The sequence below is a fragment of the Wolbachia endosymbiont of Drosophila bocki genome (genome assembly GCF_028982005.1).
Taxonomy (GTDB): domain Bacteria; phylum Pseudomonadota; class Alphaproteobacteria; order Rickettsiales; family Anaplasmataceae; genus Wolbachia; species Wolbachia pipientis.
In genome coordinates, this window is record NZ_JAPQLG010000202.1 from 1 (window position 1) to 17958 (window position 17958).

Below are 17958 nucleotides of genomic sequence, written 5' to 3' on the forward strand. Positions count from 1 at the left end.
TTGCAAATGATTGTCCTTTCCTTCATTTCTCTCCTATTACGAAGATTTTAAACAGGTTCTAAGAGTATAAGTTACTTGCAGATGCAAGCAACTTATACTGAATTTTCACTACTTTACCTATTTTGAAGCAGCAGGAGCTTGATGCTTTTGTGATGCGCCGCTCAAGTCTTCTACATTTGTTGAATGCTGCTCCAAAAATTTTACTTCTTCAGAGCTTTGTTGTAATTGTGTTTGTGGCAATTGTGGTGCTAACACTTCATGTAAAGGCTTTGCTTCATATTGCCTTCCCACTTTTACTTCTTTATGTGCAGCTAATTGCTCCATAGTAACACCATTACCCTCAATAAGTTCTACGGAGCCATTATCATGAATATTAATTTTAATATTACATTCTTTTCCTTGAGCATTCCACTTTAAAGTCATTTGATATGACCCATTAGCCACTTCATAAATTCTTGCCCCATCCTTATCAATTTGGCAACGTACCCCCCTTGTTTTTTGGTCAGGTAGTAGCAACGTAACTGTCTTTACATCGTACTTTTTGCACATATTACCACTTAGAATATCATGCAAGTTTACTTCTTTTATATAATCGTTCAGCGCAATTCTTATGACAGGCTTAACACTGTTATCTATATTTTTAGTTTCTCTTAATTTTATAAGCTCTGCATCAATATTTTTAGATATCTCTTCTTCAATTTGTTTAGCAGCTTTGCCTACAATTCCCCGACCATGATATTTGGTCTCCTCAGCAGTATATCCATACATACTACCGCTATTCTTATGAACATGAGGTTTCACTATTACTTTATTAGTAGTATTAGTAGAAGGGTTGTTCTGATCTACAAACAACCTCTTCCATGTTTCTTCATCATCAAGAGTGACGTACCTACATTTATCCTTATTCGGTATTGACCCAGATACGCTACCAGCAGCAATATTTTAATCAACAATCAAAGATACAGTTTCATTACTATCTAACATATATGCCTCCATTATCCTTAATACACAAATGTCAACATACGAGCATTATCTCAATTAGTCAATATAAATTATGACGTTTAATGTTGAAAGCTCAAATACTCCTTTGCTTGATCGGTTAGAACGCGCCCTCTTGGTGTGCGCTTTACAAAACTAATTTTGATTAAATAAGGTTCTACTGTTTCTTCAATATTGCCAACATCTTCGGATAGCGCAATAGATATGGTGTCAATTCCAACAGGGCCTGAAGTGTTGAATAAAAATCTTAGATAATTCATATCAAGTTTATTGAGTCCCATTTTATCTACACCCAATTTTAGTAACACAGAATCAGCGACTTCATAAGTGATTTTTTTATCATCTTTCACTTCAACAAAATCCCTTATTCTTCTGAGTAACCTCAAAGCAATTCTTGGAGTGCCGCGCGCACGGCAGGCAATTTCCCGTGCTGCATCCTCTTCAATTTCAGCAGAAAGAACTCTTGCGCCTCTTTTTATAATATTAACCAGCTCCTCAAAGGAATAAAACTCAAGATGCAAAGGAATGCCAAAACGATCTCTGAGTGGCGCAGAAAGTAATCCAAGCCGTGTTGTTGCTCCAATTAGCGTAAATGGTGGTAGATCTATCCTTAAAGTGCGAGTAGATGGACCTTCACCTACTAATATGTCCAAGCAAAAATCTTCCATAGCAGTATATAAAACTTCTTCGATGCTGCGATTTAATCTATGGATTTCGTCGATAAATAGAACATCTTTTGCATTTAAAGTGGTAAGCACTGCAGCCAAGTCCCCAGCTTTACTAAGTAAAGGACCAGAAGTTGCGCGAAAGCTAACTCTTAATTCTTTAGAAACAATTTGTGCTAAAGTTGTTTTGCCAAGCCCTGGAGGACCGTACAATAAGACGTGATCTAAAGCTTCAGTTCTCGTCTGTGCAGCGTTTATAAACACTTTTAAATTTTGTATTAAGTCTTTTTGCCCGACAAAATCATCAAGTTGCTTAGGCCTGATGTTGATATTGCGTGCATCTTCAGTATATTCTTTACCGCACGATATTGATTTCATAATGTTGAGAGCTCCTTAAGCGCTATGCGAATAATATCCTTAGTGCCCAGATTTGACGATTCGTCTTGTATTTTTTTTATCGTATCATAAGCTTTCATTTTTTCATACCCAAGATTGATCAAAGCTGAAAGTACATCTTCATTGATTGGATTAAAGTTATTGTTATTTATTTCTAGTTTACTTACTTTGCCACTCAATTCAGTGATGATTCGATTTATGAGTTTCAGGCCAAGTCCACTCATCTTGAGTGTTACTTTATCTTCATTCATAATTGCCAAAAATAGCTGTTCTGGAGTTAATTTACTCAAAATTGACATTGCAGTTCTATAGCTAACGCCGCTTACTTTGACAAGCAACCTCAAGCACTGCTGTTCTTCTTTGCTTATAAAACCATATAGCTGAGTAGTGTTTTCTCTGTTATTTGCATAGGTTTCGATAAGTAATTTGATTCTACTTCCAATTGCACAAGCACTTAAAGTTTTGGCTGAAAGATACACCATATAGCCAACATCATTCACATTCAGGATTATGTGATCACTGCGCACTTCATCAACTACTCCATTTAGATTTCCTATCATTTTTAGTACTATATAGGGTTCAGTTTAAATACTCCTGGATCTTAGGTCAAGCAAACGAACATTATAACAGGGAAACGTGGCTAAAAAACCACTTGACACCCTTCGCCAGCCCCCTTATCATGATGTGTATAACAATGTTACAAAAAATAATATCATAGAATTCAATGGGATAATTCCTAGAAAACCCCTACATACTAAAAAAAGCAAAATGCTGTTAAAATGAGCTTAAGAGTAAATAGCAAACATCTAACATAACAATTCTATTTGTAAATCAGGTGAGACTTATCCTATAGAAAGCTTTCGAACTACGCAAGCGTATCTTTTGCCTTTAGTATTTCTTTAAACCTGCTGCAAAAGAGTAGGAATGGTTATAAAATAGGGAGGTATAGCAAGAGAATAGAGAGGGAAGATGAGCTTAAACTACCATAATCTAAAAGAACATCCGAGAAATTTTCGAGATGTAACAGGTTTGAAAATAGAAGAATTCGAAAAGGTTGTAGAAAAAGTGCGCCCAGAGTGGGAAAAAGTTCAAGAACAGAAGAAATGCCATGGAAGAACGTCAAGATTGCCTGTATTGGAAGATAAAATACTCTGTATAATTCTATAGACCTGCTGCAAAAGAGGAGATATTTAAAGAGAGATGTAGCAAGAGGGAATGAGCTTAAATTATCAAATCAACGTTATTCTGCTTTACCTCACTAGCATTTTCCTTACCTTGAGCCTTACTATTACTCACAAATACAAACGTTCGTTACATAGCTCTTAATATGTCTACAGAGACGAAATTTCCCGAATTATTTATAATGGACCCTTACGATCACATTCTGGGGACGTACATCAGAAAACTTTTATATTATTAGTTTTGTAGTAAAATTATATGAGTACGTCGTATCTATTAAATCAGAAGCTTTATGGATTACAGATTGAGAGCTTATTTGTTTGGGGTTATCTGGTTTATACTTAGCTTACTTAGTAGTGTAGCTAATGATACTATATCAAAATATCTAAGTTTACATCTTCAGAGTTTTGAAATAACTTTTTTCCGCTTTCTGTTTACCACTATTACCCTTGTACCTTTTATGTTTTACTATGGAATAGAAGCTTTTAAAACAAGTCAAATATCTATTCAAATAACTAGAGGTGCACTTTTGTTTTGTGGAATGGTCTTATGGACCTATGGATTGACTACTTTCCCCATAGTAACTGCAACGATTATAAGTTTTTCTATACCATTATTTGTTATACTTCTTGCAATCCCTTTACTAAAGGAAAATATAATTTGGCAAAGATGGATAGTAACTATTATTGGTTTTGTTGGTATTGCTATTGCTACCAAAGCTCATAGTGAAGATTTTAATCCTAAAATTCTTATTTTTATTGTATCTGCATTGATCTTTGCTATATTAGATATACTTAATAAGAAACTTGTAATAAAAGAGTCAGTAATAAGTATGTTATTTTATTCAACTCTAACGACAACTATTTTTTCTACTCCACCTTTGTTATTTTATTGGCATATGCCTTCCTTGTCAGAATTAATATTACTGCTGATTTTAGGAATAAGTTCAAACCTAATTATGTTCTTCATGTTAAAAGCTTTTGCTCTTACTGATGCTACTGCACTTGCACCGTATAGATACATAGAACTAATAATTTCTGCAATAGTAGCATACGTTATATTTAATGAATTACCTGATAAAAGTGCTTTATATGGTACTTTGATATTAATACCATCAACCTTATTTATAGCTTATTCGGAAGGTAAGGCAATTAAGAAAAATAGTGTAACAACAAAAGTTTATAATTGTTAATGGTATTTATTTTAGATGCTAAGCTATATTTTTAAGGTGATAATAAAATGCACATAACTATTATAGGAGTAGGGTATGTAGGCTTAGTATCTGGTACAATGTTATCGGAGCAGGGCCATAAAGTTGATTGCATTGACATAAATACTGAGAAGATTGAACTTTTGAAATCAGGGAACATTCCTCTATATGAACCTGGATTAGCAGATTATTTAGAGAATAATGTAAAGTCACAAAGGATAAGATTTTTCGATTCGTATTTTCAAATAAATCCCAATACAGAAGTAGTATTTATAACTGTAGATACTCCATCAGACTCCCTAGGAAATGCAAATTTAAAGAATGTATATAATGCAGTAAGTGAAGTTTCTGAGAGAGTTAATCAAGATTGCTTAATAGTGATAAAGTCAACTGTTCCTCCTGGTACTGCAGAAGATATATATAATTATTTATCTAATAAGGGCTATAACTTTGATTTGGGGGTTAATCCAGAGTTTCTCAAGCAAGGCTCTGCAGTATCAGATTTTTTATACCCAGATAGGATAATAATAGGAGTAAAAACTAAGCTAGCTAGGGCAAAACTAGAAGTTATGTATAAATCATTTATAGATAAGAATATTCCGTTAATAGTCACTGATACAGTTACTGCTGAAATGATTAAATATGCTTCTAATGCTTTTCTAGCAACAAAGGTTGCTTTTATCAATGAGATGGCAGGTTTATGTGAGCTATTAGGAGCAGACATTGACCTTTTAGCTAACAGTATGGGAATGGACCATAGAATAGGTGAGGAGTTTCTCAAAGCTGGTCCAGGATTTGGAGGATCATGTTTTCCTAAAGATTTATCGGCCTTAATAAGGCTTGCTGAAGATCACAATGTCAAGCTACAAATTTTAAATTCAGTTAAGGAATCTAACTATAATCATATAACAAACATTGCTAAAAAGGTAGAATATCTATTAAATGGAGTCCAAAATAAAAAAATAGCGATATGGGGGCTAACTTTTAAGTCTGGTACTGATGATGTAAGAAATAGCCCATCTATAGATATTGCACAATTGTTAGTGAATAACAAGGCTAAAATTACTGCATATGACCCAATGGGGATGGATAATGCTAGGCAAGTTCTAAAGGATATAGAGTACGCGGATAATGCTATAGGGGCTGCAAGGGACGCGGAAGCCTTGTTATTGTTAACGGAGTGGAAAGAATTTAAAAATCAAGATTTTGCAAGTTTAAAGAGTATTATGGCTGCACCTAATGTTTTTGATTTCCGTAATTTATTAGATAATGAGCTGTTACTAAGATATGGTTACCATGTTTATTCCTTGGGTAAAAAATCTATCTACAAAGTTTAACTGTTGGGAAATGTTTTCTACACCGCTTTACTTAGTTTTTTAAGTCTTTGCTTGATAATATGGAAAAGCAAACGAGTGCAACAACAGAGCAAATGGAAAAAAATGAAAACATAATACTGTTACCACAGTGCTTAACAAGTACTCCTAAGAGCACGCATGAAAATATTGAACTTGCAATATACCCAAATAATCCTGTTAAGCTTACAATTGCACATACATTATTTTGTGGAGCAATTTCTACAGCTATAACACCTGTCAGTACTTGCGTTCCAAATATAAAGAATCCTGATAAGATTGCACCAAGGTTCATAAGAATTATGTTTTGACCAAAATTCATTACAATAAAAGTGAGTGCTATACCCAACATGTAAAGTAATGCCAGCAAGCTTCTATTTTGAAAGAAGTACATATCACTAATTCTTCCTGTGATTAAAGTTCCAAGGATTCCACCTAAATCATATACGCCTGTTATTAGTGAGGATTGTACAAGAGAAATTTGTAATTTATCCCTTAAAATTATAGGAAACCAAAAAAAGATTCCCATTTTTATAATATAAGCACAAAAAGTAGCACAACATAGAAACCATATGGAACTTTTCACTTTGATACCTATCTGAGATTTCTGCACCTTATAATAGGTAGTAAAGTTGGCACTTTCTTTGTGATATGCTTTTAATATTATGTAAATTCCAAAAAGTAAGCATAAGAGACCAGAGTACAAAAATGCACTCTTTGCATCATATATTTTGATTATACTTGGTAATACAATTAAAGTAATACAAGAACCAAGTTGCTGAGATGCGCTCATAATTCCCCATGATGATGCAATTGAAGAGATGCTAGAGTTTGTAACCATAAACTTGGTAATAGCTGGCCAACCTAACCCTTGTGTCCAAGCTAATAATATTAATGTTAACAGTAATAAAGTTAGATTATTATATGATAAAGTTATACCAATGGTTAATAATCCAGTTGCAATATTGCATAGCCCAAACATAAATAATGGATTATTTTTGGAGTCCATGATTATTCCATTAACAAATTTTGATACTCCATAAAAAAAAGAAAAGCAGGCAAAAAAATAGCTTAATTTTACATGGTCAGTATCTATTAACAGTGGCAGAGCAATTGGTATACTTTGTCTTGATAAATAAAGCAGCATATATCCACAGAAGAATAGTAAATATTGAAAGAAGACAAAGTTCACACCTATTCCCAAATAGCTCTATGCAGATGCTAGCATAATACTATATTGGTATAATATTGTTTGACAAGAAGTTTGCAAACAATTAGTGCAGAAAATTACTTACTTAGTATCTTTCTTATAGCAGATACAGTAGCATTAATATCCTCATAGCTTATATCTCTATGTGTTATAGCTCTGATTTTACCTTTGATGTTAGCCATTCTAATTCCATAATTTGTAACTAGTACGTTTATTAATTCTTGAATAGATATACAATTAGTACGTAATGAAAAATACGCTATATTAGTTTTATACAGGTCGATATCAATTATAACTTGATCTATAGAGCCTAGGCCTTCTATAAGGTGCTGCATTTTTTTATGGTCTTCTTCTAAAGAATTTACATTATTATGTAGAGCATATAAACATGCAGCTGAAATAATGCCAGCTTGGTGCATACCTCCGCCAATTTGAAACTTATAGTACCAAGCTTTTTCAATAAAATCTTCACTTCCAAGCAATATTGCGCCCATTGGAGCACCTAATCCTTTACTAAAATCAATGAATACCGAATCAAAATAACTTGCATACTCCTTTGGAGATATTTTAGTATGAGCACAAGCGTTGAACAGTCTTGCTCCATCTAAATGAGTGAATATGTCATTCTCTTTACAGAGACTTGAGATCTCTTGAATATATTCTAAAGGCCACACAGCTCCACCACCAAAATTTGTCGTTTGTTCGATAGAAACAAGCCCAACTCTCGGAATATTTCTTAAACTAGGACGAGTAATAAACTCAACAATTTGTTCTCCAGTAAATATTCCTCTCGTACCTTTGATGGGCAAAGGAGTGGCATGTGCCTGGGCTGCGATCAAGCCAGATTGTACTATGAGCGGATGTGAAGTTTCATCAAGCAGCAAGTAATCACCAGGTCTTTGAATGTGTACTTTATAAGCAATTACATTGGACATTGTTCCTGAAATCAAAAAGATTCCTGCAGGTTTACCTAACATTTTACATGCGGTTGCCACTAATTCGTTCACAGTTGGATCTTCACATGCAGCTTCGTTTCCAACTTTTGCTTTAGCCATCGCTTCCCTCATTTTAGCTGAAGGGTCAGTGTTTGAATCGCTAAAGAAATCTATTTTTATTCTCATATTAAATTTAATACAACCTCCTTTATAATTTCAGCAGCTTTCATGATGTCTGTTTCCTTTATGCCAAGGTGGGTAACTGCTCTTATATGAGACTCGAGCCAAGGAAAAAGCAATAAACCATAGATTTGGCATTTACTCAAAAAAAACTCATTAGTCACATTTAGTTCTTTTATACTAAAGCTTACTATGTTAGTTTCTGGATAAGGTAGTATCAGCTTTATATGTGGAATTTCCTTAATCTTATCTGCAAATAATTTAGCGAGCTTATTATCTTCTTTAAGCCTAGAAATATTATTCTGTAGTACATATTTTGCTGCATTAGCACAATACCCTATCTGATGGTAACCACTACCTAGCCAAACCTGTAACTTTTTAGCCCTTTCAATTATCTCTCTTTTACCCATAAGCATTGAACCAAAAGGAGCGCCAAGTCCTTTAGTAAAAGAAAAGCTCATTGTATCAACATATTTAGCATAATCTGCTAAAGCAATATTTGTTTCGATATGAGCATTAAATATTCTTGCACCGTCTAAATGAAGATTTACATTGTGAGCTTTTAAAAAGTGATATAACTCGACTTGTTTTTCAAAAGGATAAATTTTACCATTAAACCCATTTATACTATTTTCTATAGAAACAAGACTCACCTGAGCGAAAATTTTATACCTCGGCTTAGAATTAATAGCATATTCTACTTCATCAACATCTAAGATTCCGCTATTATTTCTAATACAATTAAATACGATATTATTTACTTTTGCATTGCCTGCGCTATCGAAAAAATTAGCGTGATAATTATGATGAGTTATTAGTTCATCGCCAGGACTTGTTTGACTGGCAATGGCTAATCTATTTGCAAGCATACCGCTGGTTACAAATAATGCTTCTTCTACTTTGAATAATTGTTTGCAATATTCTGATAAGTCATTACAGCTTTTGTCTTCACCATAAGCAAAATCTCCAACAGTTGCATTACTTATTGCATGTATAACGTTGGAGCTCTGCAGAGTTGTAGTGTCACTTCTCAGATCAATAATTTTTTCCATCTTATTTTTTTCCATTCAAACAACCAATTTGAGCATTCCAAAGTTCTTTATAAAGACCGTGTTTAGAAACTAGTTCAGCGTGTTTACCATCTTGGACAATTTTTCCTTTGTTAAATACTAGAATTCGGTCCATGTGTAAAAGTGTAGAAATACGGTGTGCTATAGTAATCGTAGTTTTATTTTTCATCAATTTGAATAAACTCATTTGAATTGTTTTTTCTGTTATAGAATCTAACTGACTAGTTGGTTCATCGAGAAATAATATTGGAGAGTTTTTTAAAAATGCCCTTGCTATTATTATTCTTTGTTTTTCTCCTCCAGATAGCTTGATGCCTTTTTCTCCAACTGTAGTTCCATATTGATCTGGTAGAGTCATAATGAAATCGTGAATACCAGCCAGCTTTGCAGCTCTCATTATTTCTTCGATAGTAGATTGAAGTCTACCATATATGATGTTTGCTAAAATAGTATCATGAAATAATAATGGATCTTGAGGTATTACAGATATTTGTTTCCTCAAAGAACTCTGTGTAACTTCTGATACTATTTGATTATCAATCTGTATATTACCTTTTTTAACATCAAATAGCCTTAGAATTAAGTTTATAAAAGTAGATTTACCACCTCCAGAATAACCAACTAGGCCTACCTTTTCGCAAGGATTAATGGTAACTGAGAAATCTTGAAATAATGGCTCCAGACCTTCATAAGAAAAAGAAACATTATTAAACGTTATTCTTCCACTTAATAAATTTAATTCTTTAGCATTTTCCTTATCTTGAATTTCTGGTACGGTATTCAAGATTGGCAATGCATCTGAAACTTTGCCGAAATGAGTAGAAAATTGGGTAAGATTTCTAGTTAGATGGTTAAGAAACTCTATAATCGATATATTAATTCCAAGTACAAGAGCAATATCTCCTATTGCGATCTTGTTCAATTGATAATCATGAATTAAAAAATACAAGTTTACTGCTTGGAGTATATCGAATGAATAGCCATATATAAACCAAAGACAAAAGTATGCCCATTGTAATTTTCTCTCTGCAATAGTTCTTTTCTTGCATATTTGAAAAAATTTGTGTCTCTCATGTGCTTGCTGAGTAAATAGCCTTACTGATATAACATTTAAAATACTATCTGCTATACTAGCTATTACTTGTGAATTTTGTTTAGAGTAATTATCAGCTAGTTCAGTAAGTACACGAAAGCTGAAAGTCGATACTAAAATAAAAATGCTTACCCAAGTGAATGTAGCGATTGCAAATTTTATGTTTACTAATGATAAGGTATAAATAGCTAAGACTAATGCTATGCTGTAACCGAAAAAACAATCTATAAGCAATCTTATTAACTCTATCACACTATCCATTAAGTTACTGACCTTATGTACTAAGCTTCCAGATAAATTGTTCTGATAATAGGAATGGTCTTGTTGGAGTAGCCTACAAAAAGACACATCAGCTATCTTTTGACGCATTAAGGTAAACATTCGAATGTCAACAAAATAGCCATAGAATCTAAAAGCAGTAGTGATAAGTAATGCCATACCAAGATAAGCGCTTACAGGCAATAAAAGATTTTCAATTACATTACCTTCCTGATATTTTACAGCTGTATCTAGAATATTTTTTACTAAATACTTTCTAAAAGACAAATCAACAGCTACCACCAGGGCAACTAAAGACATTATAAGTACATTAAGTTTGAATTTAGATACTATATTCAAGATGAACATCAATACACATTTGAAGCTATCAACTCTACTTCTGTTCATTTACAATGCTAGCTCCACTACGTTGACTTTTTTATTGAGAAATACAAGTAGTGAAAACCATAAATTTTTGTATATTTTTCCTGAGATGTCTCCAGCATCATGTAGTGCTGATGCTCGATTCAGAATAAGTAGCTTATATAAATCTCGCTTAGCCTCAGTAGTGTCGATCTCAGAAATATTTGTAGTTGTGTCTGTAATAAAGGCTAACCAGCTCTTGATAAGTTCTTCCATGTTTTTTGCTTTTATACTTTCCTGGTAGCCAAACAATGACAAGCATTCTCTCAGTATAGATTCTGTTAACTCACCACAATTGAGTATACCAAAAACTGAAGGCTGAGGTTTTGGCACATAGGGAAGATCTTGATCTTTTACAATCCACCTTGTTACATAAGCAAATCTATCTTTAGCATCTGTATTCTTATCACTACCATGCCATAACCGTGAATCAAAAACTATCGCATCTCCTGCTGAAATAGGTAGTGACTTAATTTTGTAATTTTCCCGATTACTTGAGTACTGATCAAAAAAATATGGGTACCAAAAATCAACTAAAGGCTGTATTTCCCATTTATGACTGTTTTCTATAATTTGCAGTGCACCTGAAGTTTCACTTACATTATTCAAAGCTAACCAAACAGAAAAGTGGTAAGGATCATTGAAACTATAGGAGATATCTTGATGGAAGGGAACTGCATCTATTAAATCAGCAGTTTTACATATAACATTTGATTTTTTCTGCAGTATCTGACACTGAAGTGACTTTTCAAGGTAATTTTTAATAATTTTATCTAATGCTTGAGAGATAATTCTAGTTGCTTGAGATGACGTGCCCCATCTGCCGGTACAGTTTAAGTAGTCAGAAGTTGAAACACTTAGTTCTTGGGATAGCTCTGATATCTTATTTGTTATATCACTTAAAGACTGAGTTATTAGCTTTAAAGGAACCAGATTTTTGATAATAAAAAAACCATTTTTTTGTAGTATTTCCATATGATTAATACCTGACATCAATGACTGATAAGTAATCTGTTAAAGGCACAACAGCAAAAATTTTGAACCCTTTTACTTGTTTTAATATTTTTTCCCAATCGCTTAATGTTCTTAGTTTACCTCCTGTTTCAACCATTACATTAATATCTACAGAGCCTCCAGTTGGAGAGCGGTAATCTAAAATAGTTTCTATCAATAAAATACGAGATATTCCTTTGACCAATTTTAAATAAGATAATACTTTATCATCATCATAATGCTGCAGAAAGCGGCAAAAGACACCTAATTCATAATTTGTAGCTGATAGTTCTTTCTGAGTTATAAGTTTGACTTTTAAATTTTCTACTAACTGTCTTGGCACTTTATGTTCGTTATATAGGCCTATGGAACCTTTATTGTGTATATCAGAATAAGCAAGAAATAAAGAATGTACACCAAATAGCAATATATTCTTAGCATCATCTATATTAATTCTAGAATTAAACTCTTTAGTATCAAATCTAGAATATCCTAGCAATGCCTGGTAAAACGCTATTTTCTTATCTTCTGATGCTTCTCTTTCCTTAAAAGATTCAAATGAAGAGATTGACTCCTGTTTTAGTATATTAGCAATCTTTAACCAATTCTTTTCAGCGGCAACTCTTGCCCACATTGTTGCTGCTTTTGGCAAAAATGGTATTTCCTTAAAACACTTACCTTTTGATGATAGTTTCCATAAGTCCTCGTCCTTATCGTAATCAATAAACCCTATTTCCCACAACGCCCTTAACAGCCTTTCTAGATTTGGTACGATAATGTTTAACTTTTTAGATAAAAACGGCACAGTTGCAGGTAAAATATTTAACAAATCAAGTTCAATAGCAACGCTTGTTAGGTAAGTTTTCCAAAAGGCTGAAAGTTCTGCAGAAATCCTATGCACTTGAGATTCTTTACCTAAATCAAAAATACTAAACTTTACATTTCCGGTAATATCGATTTGTCCTAACACACCTTCAAAAGTTTCAACTTTTGCTATCCCATTATAAAATGCTTCTACCATTTTAAATCTCTGCTGGTAAACAGGATCACCATTAATATCTATATGAAACCAACCATGTTGATCTTCTGCAATAGAATACCCTTTATGAAAAACATTAAGTTTTTTATACCATTTATTATGTACTAACTTTCCATGATGATTAATATGTGTAGCTTTACCATCCTTATAGACCACAGCGATACCATCCTTAAAATCTCCAACATAATCATATTCCTCCTGATAAATCCTGTTGCCATTGAAATTGATATGAAAACATTTATCATGTCTTCTAACTATACAAGCATCTTCCTGATAATTTCCAACCCATTGATACGACTGTTTGTACACTCTACATCCAGATGGATCAATATGGTAACACCCTGTATCATCTTCTACGGCTGCTCTATTGAAGTAGAATCCAAGAGTTTTTAGAAATCTATGATGATAAACTGCTTCTCCTCTTACATTGATATGATAAGCACCTGTCTGATCATAAACCGGTGCAAGACCGGGCTCATGAAATTTACCAACCTTTATAAACCTATTTTCATACAAAGGATTTCCTAGTAATTCGTGAAAGCTCTCACACGGTGAAATTTTAATAGATCTAAGATTATCTTTGATTAATTGATCAAAGGTTTTCTCATGTTGCATGTTTTGCATAATTTGTAATTTAAATAATTCTTTTGTAAGCTTAGGTACTCACTACTCTGCCATATTTCCTCGAGTTTAACCTCATTAACATTACCAAAATTTCCTAATGTCTTACGGAGTTCATCTGGAGCACAGCAAGGACTAAACTTTCCTTCATTGTTTATCCATGCTTCTTTACCTAAAAATGGGCATTGACCACCTGGAGCCAAATCCTTAATACCTTCTTGAGAAAGGATTGTGAAATTTTCTAATTTTATCTTTTTACCATTTGGCAATAGCATATTATCTATAAGTTCGTATAATCTTCTCACCTCTGTATTCCATCTACTAATTGCTAACTCATCTCTTCTCATAGATAGATCCTTAATTTCCTCAAAATGTGCCCAAAGATGATGTCCTTTAACTCTATCTATGCCGTTCTTTATGGCCATCTTAACTATGTCATAGAGTTCATGTAAATTACTTTCCAAAAATGTTAATTGTAAAGTAACGGTACACCTTTCACCTGTATCGCTAAAGTATTTATCTCTAACTTCAAGGAAAGTTTTTAAATTTTCTGTCACTACTTCCCATTTTGAACCTTTCATGATTCTTTCATGAGTTTCTTTAGTTGCCCCATTCCAGGAAATCTTAACATCAGATAAAATTGGTACCAATAGTTCAGCCCATTTTCTAGCTCCTTTAATAGGAAAAGAACCATTGGTTGTGAGGTTAAGCTTAAGGCTGAACTCATGGCACAAATTGATTATTTCATCAAAGCTTTTATACATTAAAGGCTCACCCATAGTAGAAGGAATGATTTCCCTTAAAGGTGTTCCAGCTGCTTCCTTAATTACTTTTCTGATAGTTTCTATCGACAGTATCTTAGGTTTTATTCCTTTAGCTCTCTTTTCTTCTTTAACTTTGCTGTATGGTGAAAAACATTCGCAGATTATACAAGCAAAATTGCAGTAATCTGGATTAGTATCAAAAGTAATTCTCCAAGGACCGGGTTTAACAGCTACTGATCTGCCTTTCTTTTCAATAGCATTACGGTAAATCTTGTTAAGTTTTTCAGTATGCTCACTTATAGAAGGTATATTTCCATTTTCAGTATAAGGATAGCCTTTTTGGGTAAGTTTATTGTATAACTCCTGATTTGTAGATAGGACTTGCATTTTTTCTGATAAACTACTTGCATCTCTGTGCTTAAACAATAGTCCATCTCTTACATATTCTGCCATGCCACCATAATCGGCTGTTATAACTGGTATTCTAAGTTGCTGTGCTTCATGTATTACTAACGGTGAATTTTCACCCCAAATTGAAGGAACGACTATTGCATCAACTTTATTAAATACGTCAGTAACTATATTATTATTATCATAACTTCCCATCCACTCTATTCTTTCTTTAACAACAGGTGAAAACTGATTGGCAATCGCTTTTAAAGCTTTAGTTTCTTCTCTTGCTGCTCCCCAAATTCTAAGTTTTACTTTAGATGATAAGTGAGAAAAAGCTTTCAATAATAGATCAACACCTTTTTCGGGAGTATGAGTACCAATATAACCGAAAATAAACTCTTTTTCTTGTGCTCTATTTCTATTCTTAAGACGATTGAGATCAAAACCATAATCAAGATAAGAAATTTTGTTTATCGGAACATTAAAATCCTGAATAAATTTATCCATCGAGAATTTCGATGGGGAAATAAAGTAATCTATATAGTCTATTATTTTCCTTGTGTGCTTCATTCTAGTTGCAACCCATTGTTCCCAATAATTTATGTCTGAATTCAGGAATTCTTCATCTCCTGTAAAATATCCTTTGTAACATTGGGTTGCACATTTTTGATCCTTTTGTCCATCACAAAGCTGTAACAAATCTTCAGAATTGCGTTGAATAAACCTTCCTCTTGGACACATTAACCAAAAGTCATGTAGCGTAAAAATTGTAGGTATATTTTCTTTAAAAGCAATTTCTGGTAAAGTAATTGATAGATGATTAAGATGACCAAAATGTATAAGATCTGGCTGAAAGTTATCTATTACTCTTTTAAATTGTATATCTACTTCTTCATTGATAAATTTGTAACGATATTTAGCTGTGGGTATATTAATTAAATGCAGTAAGATTCGAGAGTCACTACTATCTAGGACTGTAGTGTAATAAAAATCAGGTAAAAAGCTATTTTCATACCTAGTAAATACTTGTACCTCATTGTTATTTGCTAGTTCATGAGCAAGAGTTTGGCTATAAACCTCTGAACCAGCACTATAATAAGGAGGGTAACCATGAATAACTTTTAATATTTTCATATATTACCATATCTATATTGTTAGGATATTCTTGTGTATTGTTTTGTAGACTTTTTATAAATTTACTTAATCCTACTTCTAATGAATGTTTTGGAGACCAACCAAGTAGCTCTTTAGCTCTAGTAAAATCACCATGGAACTTAGTTACATCAAAATTTCTTGGAGGATAAAAATCAATTCTAGAATCACTTTTCGTGACTTTTAATATTGTTTTTGCTAAGTTTTCTAAAGTACATGGGCTATTAGTAGTAAGATGAATAGCAGGAAGAGAAGATTTTTCGCTTTGTAAATATTTAACAGTTAAGCATATACCCTCTATAACATCATCCAAATAGGTAAAATCAAAAACACATTCTCTACCTTCTATTTTAATTGGATCACCTCTTAATGCATTAATACAGAGTGCAGGAATTACTCTACTGTTATGATCTAGTAAACCACCGTATACATTTGAAAAGCGTAATATTGCTACATTAAAATCTTTTGAACTTGTTATTTGTTCCTCAATAAATGCTTTACCTTTGGCATAATTATTTATTGGATCGATACTAGCAGATTCTGTAACTGGCAGTTCCTTCTGCTCTCCATAGACTTCCCTACTACTTGCATATATAAACCATGGTTTATTTGGAAGTGACTTACATAACCCTAAAAACCGCATTGTACCATCAACATTAATTTTTCGACACAGTGTAGGATAAAGTTCACCATGTATAACTCTAGAAATTGCAGCCAGATGAATGATTCCTGTACACTGAGCAAGTAGTGGTACTATATCTTCTGAAAAAAAACTGAGTGGATTATCGCGAAACCTAATATCGCAGCTTATTACTTCATGGCCTTGGTTTTCTAACTTTTTCACCAAGGTTGACCCTATCAAACCTGCAGCACCTGTTATTAATATCCCCATGTACACCCTCTCACTACAACTAGGAAAATTTGTCGCACCAATTATCTTACAAGTAAGAATCAAAAGGTATTATAAAACCAGTATAAAATAAATGTCAACTTAAATTAGTGAATAAAAAAATGTAGTTATGAAAGAAAAGTTGGCTGCTTTCTTTCTTGAAAATAGTGTTCGGCTTTAATCAAATCCTCCTTATTATTTACTCCCATTGCTTCTCTTTCATCAGAAACTACATAACCTACACTCAAGTTATTGGTTGCTGCAATGGGTACTATATCATTAAGACAATATTCATTGGTCGAATTATTGAATTTTATTTCTTTTACTAAGGTAAAGAGATCTTTAGCATATAAAGCCATTATTCCAGAGTTTGCAAGAAGCATTTTATCTCCATTTTTTAGGATTTTTTGAACATTTCCGTAATTATCAATTACTAATCTTCCATATTGTTCATCTTGACTATTGAATCCAAGAAGAACTAAATTATTATACTTTAAACAATCAGTCATTTTCATAACTGTATCGCTAGATATAAAAGGAGTGTCTCCATACTGTATTAAAACTATGTCTTGATCAGATAAGTCCTCCAGATTTTCTAGAGCAATTTTAACTGCAGTGCCAGTACCTGTAATATCTTCTTGAATTATTAGTTTTATATTGTATTGATCGATTATACTTTTTAGGGTGTCAAACTTTTCTAAATCTTTTAGAAGGGAGTTGTTAACAACAATTGATAAGCTTTTTAGACTCAGCAATTTTGCATTAGAAATTATATGTTCTAAAAGAGTAAGATTTCCCACTTGGTGCAACGCTTTTGAATATTCAGAATTCATTCTACTGCTCTTTCCTGCTGCTAATATTATCAAAATGTTACTCATACATGACTTAGGGATCGATTAGATAGTAAGTTAATTTATAATTAATAAGATGTAAAGCCCACTATAATTTTCTAAATGATCTAGATCTTGGCACCCTCATTAGAGTTTCATTTAAGAGAGCTATAACTTCAAACTCTTTACTCTATTTTCTACGCTGACATCTTGTAAACTCTGATCTGGACTTTTTAATATTTCTAAGAACCTGTTAAGGATCTCGAAAATATGAGGTAAAATAAGCATAGTTAAGAAAGAGGTATAT

At 32.9% G+C, this 17958-nt stretch carries 15 protein-coding genes; 3 read left to right on the forward strand and 12 right to left on the reverse strand.

Annotated features, from left to right (window positions below; translation table 11 throughout):
• Window positions 1–117: 117 nt before the first annotated feature.
• The 3 genes from OZD61_RS04940 to ruvA all read right to left on the reverse strand — a co-directional run bounded on the left by OZD61_RS04940 (window position 118) and on the right by ruvA (window position 2620).
• The gene (locus OZD61_RS04940) at window positions 118–852 is read right to left on the reverse strand and encodes a hypothetical protein (protein ID WP_274980056.1); all 735 of its coding nucleotides are present in this window, start codon (window positions 850–852) and stop codon (window positions 118–120) included.
• Between the two features lie 209 nt (window positions 853–1061).
• A complete protein-coding gene (gene ruvB, locus OZD61_RS04945) occupies window positions 1062–2042 on the reverse strand; it encodes a Holliday junction branch migration DNA helicase RuvB (protein ID WP_274980057.1) in 981 nt (326 codons plus the stop codon).
• A complete protein-coding gene (gene ruvA, locus OZD61_RS04950; RefSeq protein ID WP_274980058.1) occupies window positions 2039–2620 on the reverse strand; it encodes a Holliday junction branch migration protein RuvA in 582 nt (193 codons plus the stop codon). Before ruvA ends, ruvB begins: the two co-directional genes overlap by 4 nt.
• 409 nt (window positions 2621–3029) lie before the next feature.
• Between ruvA and OZD61_RS04955 the strand changes: the two genes are divergently transcribed.
• The 3 genes from OZD61_RS04955 (at window position 3030) to OZD61_RS04965 (ending at window position 5786) form a co-directional block, all read left to right on the forward strand.
• Window positions 3030–3227, forward strand: coding sequence for a hypothetical protein (locus OZD61_RS04955; RefSeq protein ID WP_155968442.1), 198 nt, complete (start codon window positions 3030–3032; stop codon window positions 3225–3227).
• Window positions 3228–3531: 304 nt separating this feature from the next.
• The gene (locus tag OZD61_RS04960; protein ID WP_274980059.1) at window positions 3532–4431 is read left to right on the forward strand and encodes a DMT family transporter; all 900 of its coding nucleotides are present in this window, start codon (window positions 3532–3534) and stop codon (window positions 4429–4431) included.
• A gap of 47 nt (window positions 4432–4478) precedes the next feature.
• Window positions 4479–5786, forward strand: coding sequence for a UDP-glucose dehydrogenase family protein (locus tag OZD61_RS04965; protein ID WP_274980060.1), 1308 nt, complete (start codon window positions 4479–4481; stop codon window positions 5784–5786).
• Window positions 5787–5817: 31 nt separating this feature from the next.
• Here OZD61_RS04965 and OZD61_RS04970 read toward each other — a convergent pair whose 3' ends face one another.
• From OZD61_RS04970 to OZD61_RS05010, 9 genes are all read right to left on the reverse strand, one after another.
• Window positions 5818–6948 carry an MFS transporter gene (locus OZD61_RS04970; protein ID WP_338062836.1) on the reverse strand — a complete coding sequence of 377 codons (1131 nt, stop codon included), beginning with the start codon at window positions 6946–6948 and terminating at the stop codon, window positions 5818–5820.
• A gap of 140 nt (window positions 6949–7088) precedes the next feature.
• Window positions 7089–8132 carry a threonine aldolase family protein gene (locus OZD61_RS04975; protein WP_274980062.1) on the reverse strand — a complete coding sequence of 348 codons (1044 nt, stop codon included), beginning with the start codon at window positions 8130–8132 and terminating at the stop codon, window positions 7089–7091.
• Window positions 8129–9178, reverse strand: coding sequence for a threonine aldolase family protein (locus tag OZD61_RS04980; RefSeq protein ID WP_410543728.1), 1050 nt, complete (start codon window positions 9176–9178; stop codon window positions 8129–8131). Before OZD61_RS04980 ends, OZD61_RS04975 begins: the two co-directional genes overlap by 4 nt.
• A gap of 1 nt (window position 9179) precedes the next feature.
• Complete coding sequence (locus OZD61_RS04985; protein ID WP_274980064.1) at window positions 9180–10955, reverse strand: ABC transporter ATP-binding protein; 1776 nt, start codon at window positions 10953–10955, stop codon at window positions 9180–9182.
• Complete coding sequence (locus OZD61_RS04990; RefSeq protein WP_182321276.1) at window positions 10956–11945, reverse strand: phytanoyl-CoA dioxygenase family protein; 990 nt, start codon at window positions 11943–11945, stop codon at window positions 10956–10958. It lies immediately after the preceding gene.
• 4 nt (window positions 11946–11949) lie between these two features.
• On the reverse strand, window positions 11950–13626 hold the full coding sequence (locus OZD61_RS04995; RefSeq protein ID WP_274980065.1) for a WG repeat-containing protein: 1677 nt from the start codon (window positions 13624–13626) through the stop codon (window positions 11950–11952).
• Window positions 13587–15914: a glycosyltransferase gene (locus OZD61_RS05000; RefSeq protein WP_274980066.1), complete on the reverse strand. Its 2328-nt coding sequence runs from the start codon at window positions 15912–15914 to the stop codon at window positions 13587–13589. The genes OZD61_RS04995 and OZD61_RS05000 overlap by 40 nt, the downstream gene beginning before the upstream one ends.
• The gene (locus tag OZD61_RS05005) at window positions 15871–16824 is read right to left on the reverse strand and encodes an NAD-dependent epimerase/dehydratase family protein (protein ID WP_274980067.1); all 954 of its coding nucleotides are present in this window, start codon (window positions 16822–16824) and stop codon (window positions 15871–15873) included. The genes OZD61_RS05000 and OZD61_RS05005 overlap by 44 nt, the downstream gene beginning before the upstream one ends.
• Window positions 16825–16949: 125 nt before the next feature.
• A complete protein-coding gene (locus OZD61_RS05010) occupies window positions 16950–17699 on the reverse strand; it encodes an NTP transferase domain-containing protein (RefSeq protein ID WP_274980068.1) in 750 nt (249 codons plus the stop codon).
• Window positions 17700–17958: the final 259 nt, after the last annotated feature.